The organism is Aminiphilus sp. (genome assembly GCF_029975095.1).
Taxonomy (GTDB): Bacteria; Synergistota; Synergistia; order Synergistales; family Aminiphilaceae; genus Aminiphilus.
On record NZ_JARKPW010000184.1, the window covers coordinates 1 to 16,522 of the forward strand.

The 16,522-nt window shown below is 66.2% G+C and carries 10 protein-coding genes; 1 reads left to right on the forward strand and 9 read right to left on the reverse strand.

The features are described 5' to 3' along the window. Positions 1-4,041, forward strand: a 4,041-nt coding sequence (locus Q1K49_RS11635; protein ID WP_300526165.1) for a UvrD-helicase domain-containing protein, incomplete at its 5' end; no start/stop codon positions are given. Positions 4,042-4,096: 55 nt separating this feature from the next. On the opposite strand, the gene Q1K49_RS11640 is transcribed toward Q1K49_RS11635, so the two are convergent. The 9 genes from Q1K49_RS11640 to Q1K49_RS11680 form a co-directional block, all read right to left on the reverse strand. Then, a complete protein-coding gene (locus Q1K49_RS11640) occupies positions 4,097-4,627 on the reverse strand; it encodes a hypothetical protein (protein ID WP_300526166.1) in 531 nt (176 codons plus the stop codon). Between the two features lie 635 nt (positions 4,628-5,262). Next, positions 5,263-6,663, reverse strand: a complete 1,401-nt coding sequence (locus Q1K49_RS11645) for a diguanylate cyclase (protein ID WP_213693941.1) — start codon at positions 6,661-6,663, stop codon at positions 5,263-5,265. Positions 6,664-6,720: 57 nt separating this feature from the next. Next, positions 6,721-7,749 carry a chemotaxis-specific protein-glutamate methyltransferase CheB gene (gene cheB / locus Q1K49_RS11650; protein WP_300526168.1) on the reverse strand — a complete coding sequence of 343 codons (1,029 nt, stop codon included), beginning with the start codon at positions 7,747-7,749 and terminating at the stop codon, positions 6,721-6,723. 28 nt (positions 7,750-7,777) lie between these two features. Next, entirely contained in the window at positions 7,778-10,384 is a 2,607-nt protein-coding gene (locus Q1K49_RS11655; protein WP_300526170.1) for a hybrid sensor histidine kinase/response regulator, read from the reverse strand. 15 nt (positions 10,385-10,399) lie between these two features. Then, positions 10,400-12,079, reverse strand: coding sequence for a methyl-accepting chemotaxis protein (locus Q1K49_RS11660; RefSeq protein ID WP_300526172.1), 1,680 nt, complete (start codon positions 12,077-12,079; stop codon positions 10,400-10,402). 108 nt (positions 12,080-12,187) lie between these two features. Further along, on the reverse strand, positions 12,188-12,832 hold the full coding sequence (locus Q1K49_RS11665) for a chemotaxis protein CheW (protein ID WP_300526173.1): 645 nt from the start codon (positions 12,830-12,832) through the stop codon (positions 12,188-12,190). A 101-nt stretch (positions 12,833-12,933) separates the two neighbouring features. Next, positions 12,934-14,607 (reverse strand): CheR family methyltransferase, encoded by a 1,674-nt coding sequence (locus Q1K49_RS11670; RefSeq protein ID WP_300526175.1) that lies wholly within the window; start codon positions 14,605-14,607, stop codon positions 12,934-12,936. Then, on the reverse strand, positions 14,591-15,040 hold the full coding sequence (locus Q1K49_RS11675; protein WP_300526177.1) for a chemotaxis protein CheW: 450 nt from the start codon (positions 15,038-15,040) through the stop codon (positions 14,591-14,593). The genes Q1K49_RS11670 and Q1K49_RS11675 overlap by 17 nt, the downstream gene beginning before the upstream one ends. 143 nt (positions 15,041-15,183) lie before the next feature. Further along, positions 15,184-16,522: ATP-binding protein (locus Q1K49_RS11680; protein ID WP_300526179.1), on the reverse strand; the 1,339-nt coding region annotated here is incomplete at its 5' end.

Below are 16,522 nucleotides of genomic sequence, written 5' to 3' on the forward strand. Positions count from 1 at the left end.
GTGACGGCACCGGAACCGCTGGTGGTGGTGAGCGCCGGAGCCGGCACGGGAAAGACCTTTACCCTGGCGGCGCGCTTCGCCTGGCTCCTCGCGTCGGACCCCTCCTGCCGGATCGAGGAGATTCTCACCCTCACCTTCACCGACAAAGCCGCGGGAGAGATGCGGGAGCGCATCCGCACCACCCTCCGGAACCTGTACGAAGGGGCTCCCGAGGCGCTTCCCCATCTTCGGGACGCCCTGGCACGGCTGGACGACGCCTACATCGCCACCATCCACGCCTTCGCCTCCCGGGTGCTCCGGGAGGCCGCCCTGAACCTGGACATGGACCCCCGGGCCACTCTGGCCGCTCCCCCCTGGGAGGAGCAGTTCTGGGAGGACGCGGAGGAAGCGCTCTCCCAGTTCGACCCGGAGTGGTTCGCCTCCCGCCTTGCTCCGCCCTGGCGCGAGCGGGCGAGAGACCTCTTCGCCCGGGAGGACGTGCTCTCCCTGGCGGGAGGCTTTTCCGCCGCGGACCTGGCGACCCTCGCCCGAACCTGCGCGAGCGTCTCCGGCGGCGCGGGAAAGACGCCGGAGACGCTCTGGAACTGGGACGAGGAGGCGGACCGCGCCGCGGCGACGCCGCTGCTTCCGGCGCTGCGGCAACGGTGGAACCAAGCATGGGAACTCTGGCACGGGATGCTTTTCCCCGCGCTGGAGGCGACGCTCTCCGGAGAGAAGAGCGCCTTCGCCGGGGCTCTCGGGGAGTTCTGGAAGGCCTGGAAGCACGAGCGAGCCGACGCACCGGGAACGGAATCGGCGGCGCCGGGCGCGGCGCGCTTCCTCGGCGCCCTTCTGGAGGGACCGCTGGCGAAACTTCCTCCGAAGAGCGGCGCAAAGAGCCGCATCGAGGAGATGCTGGGGCGCCCTCTCAAGGAGTGGCGCGACGAGGCCCGCGAGGACTGGCAGATTGCGGCGATTCTCCTGGCGACTCCCTTTCTGGGAGAACCGGAACGCTCCCTGCGCACGCTCCTCTTCCGTCTCGCCGCCCTGGTGTGGCAGACCTGGAACGAAACCAGGGCCTCCGCAGGGGTGCTCACCTTCGACGACCTCATCCGCTTCGCCGGAGAGGCCCTTGCTCCGGGCGGGCGAGGCGGAGCGGAGGCGACTTCCCCGGGAGCACGTCTCCGCTTCCGGCACATTCTCGTGGACGAGTTCCAGGACACGGACCCGCTGCAGGACCGGCTTCTCCGGCGACTCTGGCGCCCCGGGGAGAACACGCTCTTCCTCGTGGGCGACCTCAAGCAATCCATCTACCGCTTCCGTCACGCGGATCTGCGCCTTTTCGCGGCATACATCCGCGCCGCCCGAAGCGGTACCTGCGCATCTCTTCTGGAAGACGGCGCCCCGGAGGCGGTTTCCGCCGCTCGCTACGTGTCCCTCGCCACCTCCTTCCGGAGCGCTCCGGGAGTGCTGGAGGCGGTGAACACCCTCTTCGGATCCCTCTGGCGGGAAGGACTCTCCGGTGCCGCGGAGGTGCCGCTTCCCTACGAGCCGCTCCGCTCTCCCGAGGGAGAGAACGGCGCTTCTCCTTCCGGAAATCCCGACAATCCCCAAGACTCCGAAACCGCCGAAAAAGAAGGCGTCACTCCCCCGGGGAGTCCCGGAAAGGCCTCCCCGAGGGGAGCGAGCACCACCGTCCCCCCCGGAGGCGATGCGGCATCTCCGGATACCCGCCTCCACAGCGGCGATACACCGCCCCCCCTGACACTGCTGGTGGCGGTACGCGGAAAGGGTTCCGGGGAAAACGACGCCTTCTCCGGCTCTTCCGATGGGGGGCGCGGCAACGATGCGGGAAACACCCCTTCCGGCGAAACGGAATCCGCCGCCACAGCCCCCGGTGACGCACTCCGGAAGGAACGCGACGGCGGCGAGGAGGAAAAGCTCGCCTCGGCGCGGAGCCGTCTCGCGGAGGAACTGGCGGCGCTCCTGCTCGCCTGGCGGCGCGAGGGACGCACGATCCGGGAGCGGGAGGGAACCACCGTCGTGCACCGCCCCCTCCGCTGGGGGGACGTGGCGGTGCTCACTCCCGCGCGAAGCCTCTACGGCGTTCTGGAGCAGGCCTTCGAGCAGGCGGACATTCCCGCCCGCTTCGAGAAGAACCGCTCCTTCTTCACCCGGGGCGAGGTCTCGGACCTGACGAACTGTCTCGGCGCCCTGGCCGATCCCGAGGACGATCTGCTCCTGGCGGGATGGCTGGCCTCTCCCTTCTCGCTCGTTCCTCCCGGAGAGGCCCAGGGGATGCTGGACGAGGCGGGAACGCTGCGACATTCCGGCACGAGGGGCGAAAAATCCGCGCCGGGACGGGGAATGCTCCGCCCCCTCTTCGCGGAGCGACACCCCCTCGGGGCGGAGCGTTTCGAGGCGCTGCGGCGGCGTGCGCTCTGCGAAGGCCCCGCGGCGGCCCTCGCCTCCCTGGCTGAGGACCTGCGCTGGCTCCGGAGCTACCCCGCCGCAACCCGGTCCAGGGTGGCGGCGAACCTGCAGCGCACTGTGGAGCTGGCCCGGGAATACGAGAGCACCTTCGGCCCCTCCCTCGCGGGCTGCGCCGCCTACCTTGAGCGGGCGCTCCGGCGGGAACGGGACGTGGAGGAGCCCGGCGGAGACGAAGGCGCCGACCAGGTGCGCATCCTTACGGTGCACGCCGCGAAGGGTCTCGAATTTCCCGTGACGGTGCTCTTCGGCCTTGAGCGAACCCCCTCGGGGGGACATCGGGAGGGAACGCTCCGGGCCTCCCGCGCCCTGGGCGTCGTGGCGGTCCGCACACCCGACGGGGAGAGTGGTTCCGCGATCCTTCCGGCGAAACGCCTCGCCAAGGCCCTGGAGGAACAGGAGGAGCGGGAGGAGCAGGCCCGCCTCTTCTACGTGGCGGCCACCCGGGCCAGGGATGCCCTGGTGCTCTGCGGCGTGGCGAAGAGGAAGGAACGGAACGGAGAGGAGAATCTTTTTCCGCCGGAGCATTCCTGGCTCGCCTGGACCCAGGGTGCCCTGGAAGATCTGGAGCGGCACCCGGCGGTCCGTCTGCTGGAGGTGGAGGAAACGTTTGCGGCGAAAGACGATTTTTCCGAGAGCACCTTGGAAGCGGGTGTCCCCGGCATCGCCGGAGCCGGAGAAGCGCCGGAGCCGGAGGGGCGGGACCTTGTGGTGCACCTTGCCTCCCGGGAGGCAAGGCCGCGTTCTCTGGAGCGCCTGAGCGCCACCTCCTTCGCCCTGTGGGAGTACTGCCCGAGGGCGTGGCGCAGACAGTACCGGCAGGGAAGGGATCTGGAGTGGGAGCGCCTCCGCGAGGAGGGGGAGAGCGAAGGAGGGGCCGATCTCGGAAGCCTGGCCCACGAACTTCTCAAGGGGTGGGATTTCCGCCCCGACTCCCTGGACAGGCTGCTGCCCGCCTCTCCCGATGCGGCGCGGCAGCTTCTGGCGAAACGCCTTCCACCGGCCCTGCGGGGCGTGCTGAAAAACCGGAGTGCGCTGACGCACCTCCGGAGCTGGCTCTCCTCCTTCGCGGCAACGGAGGAGGGGCGACGCCTCGCCGGCCTCGCGGCGGAGGAAAGCGTCCCGCTCTTCCGGGAATGGCCCTTCCACATCTCCCTGGAAACACTCGTGCTGGAGGGCGCCATCGACCTCTTCTGGATCGACGGCGAAGGGCTCCATCTCAGGGATTACAAGACCGGCCCTCGGGGGAGCGCGCCGGAAACGCTCCATGAAGACCAGCTCCGGTTCTACGCCGTTGCGGCCCTGCGGCGGATCGGGGAAGGGTGCGCCTCTTTCGGAGAAACGCCTCGTACCGCATCACAGACACTTCCGCTTCCGGCGGACCTGCGGATTCTCTACCTCCGCCCCCCTCTCCAGTCGGTTTCCGTGACGTTTCCGGAAACCGCCCAGGGCTTGCGGGAACTGGAGCAGCGCATTCTCCACGCCGGAGAAAACGCCGCAAACGGCCCCTGGCCCCGGGGACGCGGATGCGCACGCTGCCCCTGGAGACAGACCTGCGGCGACGCGCCGTAGATCCGCCCCGCATCCTTCGGAAGCGGAGGCCCGCATCGCCGCAAGGTCCTTCGGTTCATTTCGCCGGCGCGAAGAGCAACGTCCGGGGGTTCTCTTCCGGAACGGATTCCGCCTCCCGCGGAGACGGGACATCGCCTCCGGCGCTCTCGGGCACGTCCGGGGAGAGCGCCCCCGCAGGATGCTCTCCCTCGCGGAGGAGTGCCTCGGGAAGAATCTCCGCCACCTTGCGCCAGATCCGCTCCGCATCCAGAGCCAGGTCGGGGAGGTGACGCCGCACCAGGGCAAGCCCCGCGGCGAGGCTTCGCACCTCGCTCTCGGAAAGCCCCAGATTCAGCAGGTATTGCCCCGTTCCCCGCAGCACGTAGAATTTTTTCGACCGGTCGAAGCCGACCTCCACCTGGAATTCGTTCCGCAGATATTCCAGGTCCCGCTGCAGCGCCCGAACCGCCCCGCGTCTCGTGTTCGTCCCGTTGCGATAGCCGAGCTCGTCGAGTATTCTGTCCGTCGTTCCCCGCCGGTTCGTGAAAAAGAACTGCATCAACCGATTGAGTCTTGAAATGCGGATGGAACTGAGATCCTTGCCCATGCACCATTCCTCCTTCCAGAACATGCCGCGTCCTTGCGGCTTTGGCGAAAACCTGCCCTCGCGTGCCCCGTGCACGCCTCCGGAGAATCCGAATTCTCCCGGTGATACACAGAGAGCATACCGATGCGAGGCGACAAGATAGGCGATACGGAGCAAAACGGACACCTCATCTGTGATGGGAACATAAAAAGGAATTCTTTTGATTTGTATTTTTTATTCGAACAGGAGCCGTTCTTCGAAAAACACGCTCGCGACGGAACGCGCCCTTCCGCTGCGGACGTTCACGCGCTGTCTCCCCCGCACACCTCTCCTGATGCGTGCAGGGGGTTGAAAACAGGGCGGACGCCGTTTCGGGAGGAAACGGTGACGACGCCGAAGAGCCCCCGAAAAAGCCGAGGCTGCAAACGAACGTGCGAAAGAGACCGGGCCAGGGAACACACGAACAAAAGGGGGGAAGGGATACGGCGGAGGTGGTCGTGGGATCACCGGATGGCGGCATTTCCGAGGCGGGGAAAGGACACCCCGGAGCGAGAGACACTGCACGAACAGCGCGGGGAGTTCCCGAAACGCAAGGAACTCCCCGCGGACAAGCGGCAACGGCGGAAAGCGTCTCCGTGCAACGGCCCCTTTCCCCGCTACGTCTCCGACCGGAGTCTTTTCTTCGTCATTTTTTCCTCGTACATGCTCTGGTCCGCCTCGTCCATGAGTTCCGCAAGCGTGCAGGGGGCCTCGGGAAGGCGCATGGACACGCCGAGACTCAGGGCAAGGCGGACGGAGGGGTTCTCGTTGCGTGCGTTGGTCCGCTCCAGAGTGTGACGCAGGCGCTCCACGACCGTACCGATTCCCTCCGGGCCGTCCTGCACCAGCAGGACCGCGAACTCGTCGCCGCCGATGCGGCCGAGAACATCCGCGGCGCGGAAGGTGCGCCGCAACACATCCGCGGTCTCCCGGAGAACCCGGTCCCCCTCCTCGTGGCCGAAGGTGTCGTTCACTGCCTTGAATCCGTCCAGGTCGGCGAAAAGACAGACCACGGAGAAACCGAGGCGGTCCGCCAGGGCAAGGCGCTCCTCTCCGAGGGCCAGAAACCCCCGGCGGTTGTAGAGGCCCGTGAGAGGATCCGTGATGGCCTCTTCCTTCAGGCGTTCCCGCAGGAGCACCATCTCGGTGATGTCCCGAATCGTCACGAGGCGCACCACCTCGCCGTCCCAGCTGGAGTTCACCACCCGCATGTCCCCCACGAGGATGTCGCCGTTCGGGCTGGTGATGTTGATCTCCCGCTTTCCTTCCTCCTCCAGAGGAAAGAGAAAGGGAGTCCCCGTGAGTTCCTCCGCCCGAACGTCGAAAAGCAGCTCCGCCGCGGGATTCACGTAGCGCACCGTCCCCTGGGGATCCACCACCAGCACCGCATCCCCCGTGGTCTCCATGAGGGTCCGGAAGTTGGCCTGGGCCTGCTTGACCTCTTCCAGGGCGTGGCGGTAGTCCCCGTTCAGTTTCTGGAGCTGGGTGCTCTGGAGGACCGCCGCCTCGAAGGTGGAGAGCAGCAGGTCGATGATCTGGATACGGTCCGCGGTGAGCCTGTGATGCTGCCCGGCGAAGAAGACCTCCACGGTCATCTGAGCGTGCCCCTCCCTGCGGAGATCCAGATTCACCAGAATATGGTGGAGCCGCCGCAGGAGATGGGCGTCCTCGTAAGGTTTCGTCAGAAAGTTGTCCGCGCCGCACTGAAGCCCCCGGATCACATCCCGGGGATCCGAGAGGGACGTGAGAAGAACCACCGGCACATCCCGGAGCGTCTCGTCGCTCTTGATCCGGCGACAGAGTTCGTATCCGTCCATCTCGGGCATCATCACGTCCGTAATGACCACCGTAGGTTTTTTCCCCTGAGCGAAGGCCAGACCCTGAAGGCCGTCCCGGGCGATCCGGACTCCGTACCCGTGTTCCTTCAGGAGCCGTTCGAGTCGCTTCGCCTGGGTAAGGCTGTCCTCCACCACCAGAATTTCCGAGGCATTCCGCAAAGCCGCTGTCCGATCTTCCATCGCAAGTCCATCTCCCATGCTCATCACCACGATTTCTTCACTTTTTGACCGACTTCTTCATCTTTCCCGAACCATCTCTGCCAGGACCTGGGCGATGCGATGCGGCGGCAGCACGTGTTCCGCTCCGCCGCAACGGACCGCTGCGCCGGGCATCCCCCAGGCGACGGAACTCTCTTCGTCCTGAGCGAAGGTGAGCCCCCCGCTCTTCCGGATGCGTCTCAATTCCGCCGCGCCGTCGTATCCCATTCCCGAAAGGAGCACTCCCGCGACGGCACCGCCGAAGGCCTCCAGGGCGGAACGGAAGAGCCGCGACGCGGAGGGCCGGACGCCGTGCTCGGGCGGCGCGTCGGTGAGATGCACCACTCCTCCGGAAAGAATCTCCGTATGACGTCCGTCCGGCGCGACGTAGACCCGCCCGGCGGCAATCCGCGTGCCTTCGGCGGCGAGTTCCACCGGAAGGGGTGAGCCTCCCTTGAGCCATGCCACGAACCCCGGGGTGAATCCGGGACTCATGTGCTGCACCAGAAGGATGGGCAGAGAAAATTCCCGGGGCAGTTCCGAAAGAAACGTGCGGACCGCCACGGGACCTCCCGTCGAGGCGCCTCCCACCACGATCCGAAGCGCCCTTCCGGAAACGGGAACGGCCGGCGCGGGGAAATGCGCGGCCGCACCCGGGGGTTGGGAAATCCGGGAACGAACCTTCGTCGCCGCCGCCTCCCGCACGGTTTTCACGAGTTCGGCGGCACGCTCTCCCGAGAGGGAGTCCGGCTTGGGAAGAATCGCCACGGCTCCCGCCGCCATGGCCTGGAAGGTCTTTTCCACTTCCAGGGGTTCCCAGCCGGCACTGATCACCACGATGGGAACGGGACGCAGGGCCATGATGCGCCGGGTGGCCTCGAAACCGTCCATGCCGTTCATGTGGATGTCCATGGTCACCACATGAACGGTGCTCTCCTCAAGGAAGTCCAGAGCCTCCTCGCCGCTCGCCGCCTGCCCCACCACGCGAATGTCCGGCTCGCGCTGGAGGAGGTGTTCCAGGTACTTCCGGAGTACCGCCGAATCGTCAACAACGAGAACATCGATCATTCTTCGCCCCACCTCCGGAGGAAACGCCTCACACGAGGCGGCGCACCACTTCGAGCAGGTGTTCCTGGTCGAAGCTGCTTTTCACGATGTAGGCGTCCGCACCGGCGGAAACCCCCCGTTCCCGGTCCTCCCTCGATTCCAGCGAGGTGACGAGCACCACGGGGAGATGGGCGAACCGCGGCTCCGAGCGGATGCGTGCGGTGAGATCGAAACCGCCCAGCCGGGGCATCTCCACGTCGGAGACCACCACGTCGAAGGACTCTTCCTCAAGGGCATTCCAGGCCTCCTGACCGTCCACCACGGCCCGGACCTCGAACCCCGAGGCGGTGAGGACGTTTCGGAGCAGTGTTCGGGATGTGATGGAATCCTCCGCGAGAAGGATTCTCTTGGCCGCGCTCCTTCCTTCGGAACGCGCCTCCGAGATCCGGCTTCCGGAGGCCGTGCCACCCAGAGCGGAACGGATCAGGTCGGAGGCGCTCAGGACGAGCGCGATTTCGCCGGAGCCGAGTACCGTGGCGCCCGCCACGTTGCGGACCCTCCGAAGCTGCGGGCCGAGGTTCTTGAAGAGAATCTCCTGCTCGCCGAGAATCCGTTCCACCTCGAAGGCCACGGCATGTTCTCCTCCCCGGGACGCCGAGGCGTCGCACCGCACCACCAGGAGCGTGACCTTCCGCTCCCGGAACGCTCCTCTCCGTACCGCTTCCGGGAAGGTGGCGAAACCGGAGCGGCGCCCCTCCCCCCCGGAGGGGGCCGGTCCCGTTCCGAGCACGTCTCCGAGACGACGGAACGCCAGGGGACGCCCGTCCAAAAAGACCGTGTCCCTGTTCCCCACGGTCTTGATCTTTCCCGCGGGAATGCGCGCCACCCGCTCGACGTTCGCCGTGGGCACCACGAAAAGCCGTCCCGCCTCCTCCGCCAGCAGGCCCCGAAAGGTGGCGAGCGTCAAGGGAAGGGAAAGGCGGAAGGTCGTCCCCGCGCCGGGCGTGGATTCCACGGCGACGCTGCCTCCCAGCTTTTCCACGCCTTCCTGGACGATGGCCATGCCAAGCCCTCTTCCGGAGATACCCGTGATGATCCGGCTCGTGGAAAACCCGGAGCGGAAGATGAGAAGAAGGGCTGCCCGATCGTCCAGCTTTGACGCCTCTTCGGCGGAAACGACACCGGTCCGCACCGCCTTCTCCCGGACTTTTTCGGGATCGATGCCGCTTCCGTCGTCGGTGACGCACACCTCCACACGCCCCCCGGAGACGCGGGAGACCGTGATGGCGAGCGTTCCCCGGGAGGGTTTGCCCGCGGCGCTCCGGACCTCGGGGGGCTCCATGCCGTGATCGACGGCATTGCGCACCAGATGGATGAGCGGATCCTTGATGCCCTCGAGAATGCGCTTGTCCACCTCCACTTCGCTGCCGCGGATCTCCGTTTCCACATCCTTTCCCAGTTCCCTGGAAAGATCGCGCACGATTTTTGGAAACCCCTGGAGGACTGCACCGAAGGGAAGCATGAGCACCGTCTTCGCTCCCTCCAGCAGATTCCGCACCAGCGTGCCCGCCCCGGTCTGATCGGCCCGGAGGGATCTCCTGAGTCGGCGGAGGCGCTCCTCCAGGTCGGCGAGGCGGGCCCGGTTGCCCGCGAAGACATCCCGGAACGGCGCGGACGCCTCGGTCGAGAGCGCGTTCCACAGGCGAAGCGAGGCCTTTTCCCATTCCTCTCTCCAGAGAACCACTCCGGAGAGCAGCTCCTCCAGATCCGCAAGGCGCTGCTGCAACGAGAGCTTCACCGAGATGAGTTCCTCCGCCTGGAGAAAGAGTGCGTCCAGCTTCGCCGCGGCGATGCGGATCGTCTCCTGGGCGGCGAGCTTCGGCAGCGGCGTCTCCTCGCCGGTCCTGTCGGCCCGGGCGGGCGCTCCTTCGGCATGACGGGGAAGCTCGGGAGGACGGGGGGCATCCCGTCTCTCCGGCACGGAGGGCGCGGCGGCGCTTCGGGGCTGCACCGTCTCGTCTCCGCGAGGCCGCCGCTCCGTTCCTGGGGAAGCACCCTTCGTCGAGGTCCTCGCCGGAAACGGAGGCGAGGGAGGGTCTGCGACGACTCTGCCGGAACGGGCCGGAGGCGCTTCGGGCCGTTCCGGTGTCCTCGGACGCTCCGCCTTGAAAAACGGGCGAGGCGGGATTCTCTCTTCCGGCGCGACGGCCCGAGATGCGGGAGGGATGTTTTCGAGGCGGGGGAGTTCCGTTCCCGGAAGTTTCCGTCCCGCCGCAAGACGTTCCAGCTCCTTGATGCAGTCCTCCGCCTCCACGCTCTCTTTTCCCGCCACGAGGGCTGCCACGGCGTCGATACTGCGCTGGAGCAGGTCGAAATCCCCTCTCTCAAGAGAGAAAAAACCGGACTTCAGGCCGGAGAAGACGCTCTCCATGGGCTGGCACAGGGCGGCCACGGCGGGAAGCTGCACCGCATGGGCCGCTCCCTTCAGGCTGTGCGCGGCCCGATACACCGCCTCGACGACGGTGCTTCCGGGATTCTCCTCCAGCTCGATCAGGCCGGACACGATGGTCTGGAGGTGCTCCTCCGCCTCAAGGACGAAGTCCCTGCGCAGCTCTTCCAGAAAAGCCTGTTCCGAGAGATCGGGCATTCCGCTCATGCACCCGCGCCGCTCCTACAGTCTGTAGCGTCCCAGCAGATCCGTCAGCCGCCGCCCCATGTCCTTCAGATTCTCCGCGGCGCCCTCCAGATCCTTCATGCCCGCCACGTTCTGCTGTCCCGCTTCTTTCACGTTTTCCATGGCCTGGGTCACCTGGTCCACGCCGAGGAGAAGCTCCTCCGTCGCCGCGGCGATCTGGGCCGCCGCCTGAGCGTTTTCACCGAAGCGCTTCATCATGGCCTGAATGGACTCCTTCGAGGGGACGGCGTCCCGGGCCCCCTGCTCCACCGCCTTCGATCCCTGTTCCGTGGCCATCACAGCGGCTCCCGTGGCCTTCTGGATATCCCGGAGAATGCGCTGCACCTGCTTGGCCGCCTGTCGGGACTCCTCGGCGAGACTCTTGATCTCCTGGGCCACCACGGCGAATCCCCGCCCCTGCTCGCCGGCCTTCGCGGCCTCGACGGCGGCGTTCACCGCCAGAAGGTTGGACTGCTCCGCCAGATCCTCCACGGTGTCGGTGATCTCCCCGATTTCCTGGCTCTGTTCACTGAGCTTGACGATGGTCTCCGCGATGAAGCCCATCTGGTCATTGACGCGCTGGAAACCGCTCACAAGAGCATCCGTGGCCTTCTTTCCGCCCTGGAGAATCTGCAGCCCCTGCTGGGCGCCCTCCGCCACGCTCCGGGTCTTGTTGTTCGTCGCCGCGGCGGTGGCACGGATCTCCTCCATGGTGGCGGTGGTCTCCACCACGGCCGCCGCGGACTCCTCCACGGTGGCCGTGACCTGAACGACCGAGGCGGCGACCTCGCTCGCCGCGGTGCCGAGAGAGGCCGCCGCTTCGGCCATGGTACGGACCTGGGCGCGCAGGTCCTCCGTCAACGCCTGGAGCGCCTTCGCCAGTTCTCCGATCTCGTCCCTTCTCGCACGGAGATGTTCCGGAACATCCTGGGAGAGATCCCCCTCGCTCAGGCGGACCAGCACCGCCACGCCCTCGCCGATGGGACCGCTCACGCTCCTGGAGATGACCAGGGCCAGGAAGAAGGAAAGCACCACCGAGGCGATCATGGCTATGTTCAGGGCAAGCTCGGCTTCGTGGGCACGGGCTTTGTCCTCCGCGACGAGAACGCCCATGTCGTTCTCAAGATGCGGCGTGAGGAATCCGAAGGTCTCCTCAAGGGAGTTCGACACGGGCAACAGGCGCTCCAGCAGTACCGCGTACTCCCCCCAGAGTTCCCCCGCACGCTGGGTCTCGGCATCCGATGCCGCAAGTCCCGCGAGAAGACGGTCCATCTCGGCGTGGATGCGCCGCCAGGATTCGTACTGCATCTTGAGGAGGCTCAGAAGCTGTCGTTCCTTCGAACTTCCCTCTGGAAAGGTCAAGAGCGTCTTCCAGGCGTCGTCCACCCGTTTCCAGAGGGCTTCCCGGCGGTCCGCGATGGCGCGCAGCTCCTTTCGGGGCTCCTCCTTCCACTGGGCGAGGGCGATTCCGAAGGTCTCGGCGCGGACGGTCATGCGCAGATAATTCAGGGTCCAGAGCGTGCGAAGATGCGGCACGCTCCGGTCGTGGAGGTGCTCCATGTCCTGCGTGAGCAGGGCAAAACCGCGGATCCCCACAAACCCCACGAAGAGAACGGCGATCACGACGACACCGAAACCGAGGGTCAGTTTTCTGCCTATCCTGACGTTCTTCAGCATTGCATCCTCATCCTCCCCACGCTGCACCACCCCGAACGCCGGGCTGTTCCGGCGCACATCCTCCGTTCCGGCGCAAGCCCCTTTTCCTTTCCGGGAGCTTCGCCGTCGTCATTCCGGAATCTCTTCCTCCACCACAAGGGAACGATCCCGCAAAAGCGCCCTTCCGTCCAGGAGAATCAGGTCCTCCCCCAGGACGCCCTTCAAATAGGCCGCCCGAGGGCCGGGCACACTCGGCGGCGCCGGGCGGATCTCCTCCCGGAGGAGAGTCCGCACGCCGAGGAGGGCGTCCGCCAAAACTCCCAGCTCCATCTCCTCCGAGCGAAGGAGCAGCACCATGCCCTCCGGATCCCGGCGCGGCAGGTTGAAGAAAACCCGAAGGTCGAGAACCGAGAAGATCTGTCCCCGGAGATTCACGATGCCCGCCACGAAGGACGGCGTGCCCGGGACGGGAACGAGGTTCCGCAGAGGAAACACCTCGCCCACGCAGGTTGATTCCAGCGCATACGCTTCCTCGGCCAGACGAAAGGCCACCACTTCCAGGACGTCCCCGGTGGAGACGAGCTGCTTCGGTTCCCGGGCCAGCAGGACCGCCCGCTCCCGGAGGATGCGGGCTCTCCGTTCCCGGAGCGCACTCTCGCTCCTCCCGGACAGGGGAAAGCCCTGCGGAACAGCACTGTTCATCTCCATCGGGGGCGAAAAAGCCTTCTCTTCGGGAGAAATCTCTCCGGAGTGACCTTGCTCTGGTTTTTCCACGACACGTCCTCCTCCTCGGGACAACACCCTCACCGCACCTCCGGGCCGGTCCGTCGCCCTTCACGCGAGAGGGTACCGCCCCGCCCGCTCCTCCCGGTGCACTACCGGGGCGGTCCTTCCGAAGCACCCCCCCACGGGTTCAAAAGACGCATTGCTTCGAGAAGCGCCCGGGCGGACATGTCCTCCATCTCGGGTACCGGCGCGTCCTCGGGAACGCCCGCGAGGAGCGTCGAAGCATTGCGGAAGTGTCGCCGAACCTCCTCGGTCCGTCCTCCCCGAAGGGCGAGGACACCGAGGGAATAATGGGCCGCCACGAAGTCCGGATCGAGATAAAGGGCCCGCCGAAGCGCCTGTGCGCCCTCGTCGTCCTCCCCCCGCTCCTGGTGAATCAGGGAGAGAAGATAAAAGAGGACAGGATCCTCCTTTTCCCGGTCAAGGGCCTGGCGACACAGATCCAGAGCGCGGTCGTGCCGTCCCCGGTCCGCCTCCAGGCGCACGAGGAGCCTTCTCGCCGAGGCGGAATGCGCCGCCAGAGGCTCCAGAAGGCGCTCCGCCTCCTCCCAGTTTCCTCGCCGGAAGGCGTCATACGCCGCGTCCTCCGGGCTTCCTCCGGACGAGGCCGAGGACACGTCCCCAACGGAGGCGACGCCGTCCCCTCCGTTGAAGGGAAGGCCCTCCGAGAACTCCCCTCCGAACGCATCGGGAAACTCCGGAAGCCCCTCTCCGAACACCTCGGAAAACGCCGGGGGCATCTCCCCACCGACCTCACCGGCAAGAACCGAAAACGGTTCGGCCTCCTCTCCGCCGCTCCCGAAAGGACGCTCTTCTTTCGCGGAAAAAACGCCCCCGTCGAGAAAGGAATCCCCGTCGCCGAGCGCCGCGGAGAAGACCCGTAAAGGACGCTCTTCCGGCGGAGCCTTCCGGAAGGCCGTGACCCCCTCGGCGGCAACCGGAACGAACGCGGGGCGCTGCACGAGCACGGTCTCGCAGGATGCGACGAAAAGCCAGCCCCCCGAGGCGAGGAGACGGGAAAAACGCTCCAGCACCCGCCGGATCGTGGGGGGAGCGAAATAGATCAGCACGTTGCGACAGAAGATGACGTCCACCGCACCGGAATCCCCCCAGGGGGAGCCCGTTTGCTCCACGAGATTGTCCGTCGCGAAGGTGACGCATTTCCGAAAGCGGGGATGCACGGCCCAGCCGTTTCCCTCGCGGCGGAAATCGGCCTCCCTCCGTTCGTCGGGAACGCCCCGGAACGACCACTTGGAGTAGACGCCTCTCCGGGCTTTCTCCAGAAAACGTTCGTTCAGATCCGTGCCGAGAATCCGCACGGGAGGCAAGGCGATCTCCCGGGCCTTTTCCTCCACGAGCATGGCGAGCGTGTAGGCCTCTTCGCCGGTACTGCATCCGGCGCACCAGAGGCGCAGCTCCTTTTCGGAGGAACGGGCCAGAGCGGGCAGCGCCTCGTCGCGGAAGAGACAGAGCGCTTTTGCCTCGCGGAAAAAGTAGGTCTCTCCCACGGTGAGATGGGGTGTCAACCGCGCCGCCGCATCCTCCGAAAGGGGTGCCGCGGTGAGTCGCGCCAACACCGTCGCCGCATCCTCGCCGCTCTCCCGGGCGAGATCCCGCACGGCACGCCAAAGATCAATCCTCCGGTTCTCCGGAAAGGTGAGCCCCAGACGCGACTCCACCTCTGTTCCAAGAACGCGCAACGCCTCTCCGAACTCGGAGGGGAAAGCGTCCCTCGCTCCTCCGGGGCTATTCGGAAAGGGCATACGTGTCCTCGCCGGTGCTTCCGTCGCCCGACGGCGCAAGAAGAGAACGGATGTGACGGAGGGCCACCGGAACGTGCTCCTCCAGGGAAAGTGCAACCCTGGCATCTTCGCCGGAAGCGACCGAAACATCCTGAGGTTCGAGGGCGCACACTCCTTCCACACCGTCCACGAGGAGCGCGAAAAGGCGGCCTTCGTCCCGAACGAGAAGAAAGCGGTCGGAGAGGAGCATGTCCCGCCTCGGGGCTCCGAGACGCTGCCGCAGGTCCACCACGGGAGCCGCCTCGCCGCCCACGTTCACCACCCCGAGAACGAAGGGAGGCGCGTCCGGGAGCGGCGTCGTCTCCGCGGCGGCCACGACCCGCTCAATACCTTCCACGGGAAGGGCAAACCGCTGTTCCGCCACGGAGAAGACGAGAAAGACCTCACGCACCACGGAAACACCTCCAGAAAAGGGGGAAAAGACGCGCGGAGGCGGGGGTGCCCATCGCTCGCGCCTTCATGTCCTTGCAGCGTAGCAAAGAACCACTCCGGAGGCAAGATACTCCCTGAGCAGACACTTCCGGAACGAGGACGTTCTCACGCCCCCACCTCCCCCAGGGGGAGGAGAAGCGTCACCGTCGTTCCCTTCCCGGGCGTGCTCGTCACCGACAGGGAGCCGCCCGCGTCGTCCACGAGGCGCTTCACCATGTGCAGCCCAAGGCCTGTTCCGGGGACATGACGTGCGGATTCTCCGCGAAAGAAGGGATCAAAAAGGCGAGGGAGGTCCGCGGCGGCAATACCCGTCCCCTCGTCCGCCACGGTCAGCTCAAGACGGTCGTCGCGGCGTCCCACGACGACCTCTACAACGCTTCCCGGAGGAGAATACTTCACCGCGTTGGAAAGCAGATTTGTGAGGAGAATGCGAAATCCCACCGGGTCCAGCAGGGCCACGAGAGGCTCGGCATCCTCAACGCCCTCGCCGGCGACGCACCGAAGCGTCGCATCCCGTCCTTCGCCGGCGGCGAAATCTTCCACGAGGCGGCGGCAGAAGGGGAGCACCTCCATGGAAACGAGTTCTCCGAATCCACCCTCCGTGCAGGTCCGGCCCTCCCGCCCGTTTCCGGTGCAGCCGAGAAAAAGCCCTTCCCTCGCCAGAGCCGAAAGATGCCGCACATTTTCCTCGATACGATGAAGATGTCCCCTGCGCCGTTCCTCGTCCATGGTGGCCCAGAAATCCTCCAGGAGCTGCACCGACGTGAGAATGGACGAAAGGGGCGTACGAAATTCGTGGGAGACCAGGGCAAGCCGCTCCGCCTTCCGCCGGAAGCCCTCGAGTTCCTCCTCCATCTCCCGGAGACGGCGTTCCAGCTCGACACGACGCTCTCTTTCGAAGAGAAGCGTTTCATTATTCGCGGCAAGTTCCTCGTTCATGGCTGTAAGCTCCTCGTTCATCGCGGAGAGTTGTTCGTTTGAAGCCCCTACTTCTTCGTTCATGGCGGACAGCTCCTCGTTCAGCTCCGCAAGGCGGGCGTTTTTTTCTTCGAGTGTCCGGTTCGCCTCGGCGAGTTCCTTCGTTCTGGCCGCCACGCGCTCCTCAAGTTCCGCGTTCAGGATCCGCAACTCCTCGAAGGCCTTCCGCCGTTCCGTGGTGTCGAGGAAGAATCCCTCCGCGCCCACCACGCGACCGTCCTTCACGACGGCGGTAAGACTGTAGGTGTGATATCCCGGCGAGCCGTCCCTCCGGAGCCGGGCGGATTCGCCCGAGACGGCCCGTTCGCCCCGAAACAGGCGCTCGAGCGACGCCGCCATCTCTCGTATGTGCTCGGCGGGAACACGGTGAAGAAGGTCCGTGCCGAGCACGTCCTCCGGGGCGGCAAAACCGTGCAGAGAAAGCCACGCACGGTTCACATTCCGGACGATCCGGTTCGTGTCGCAG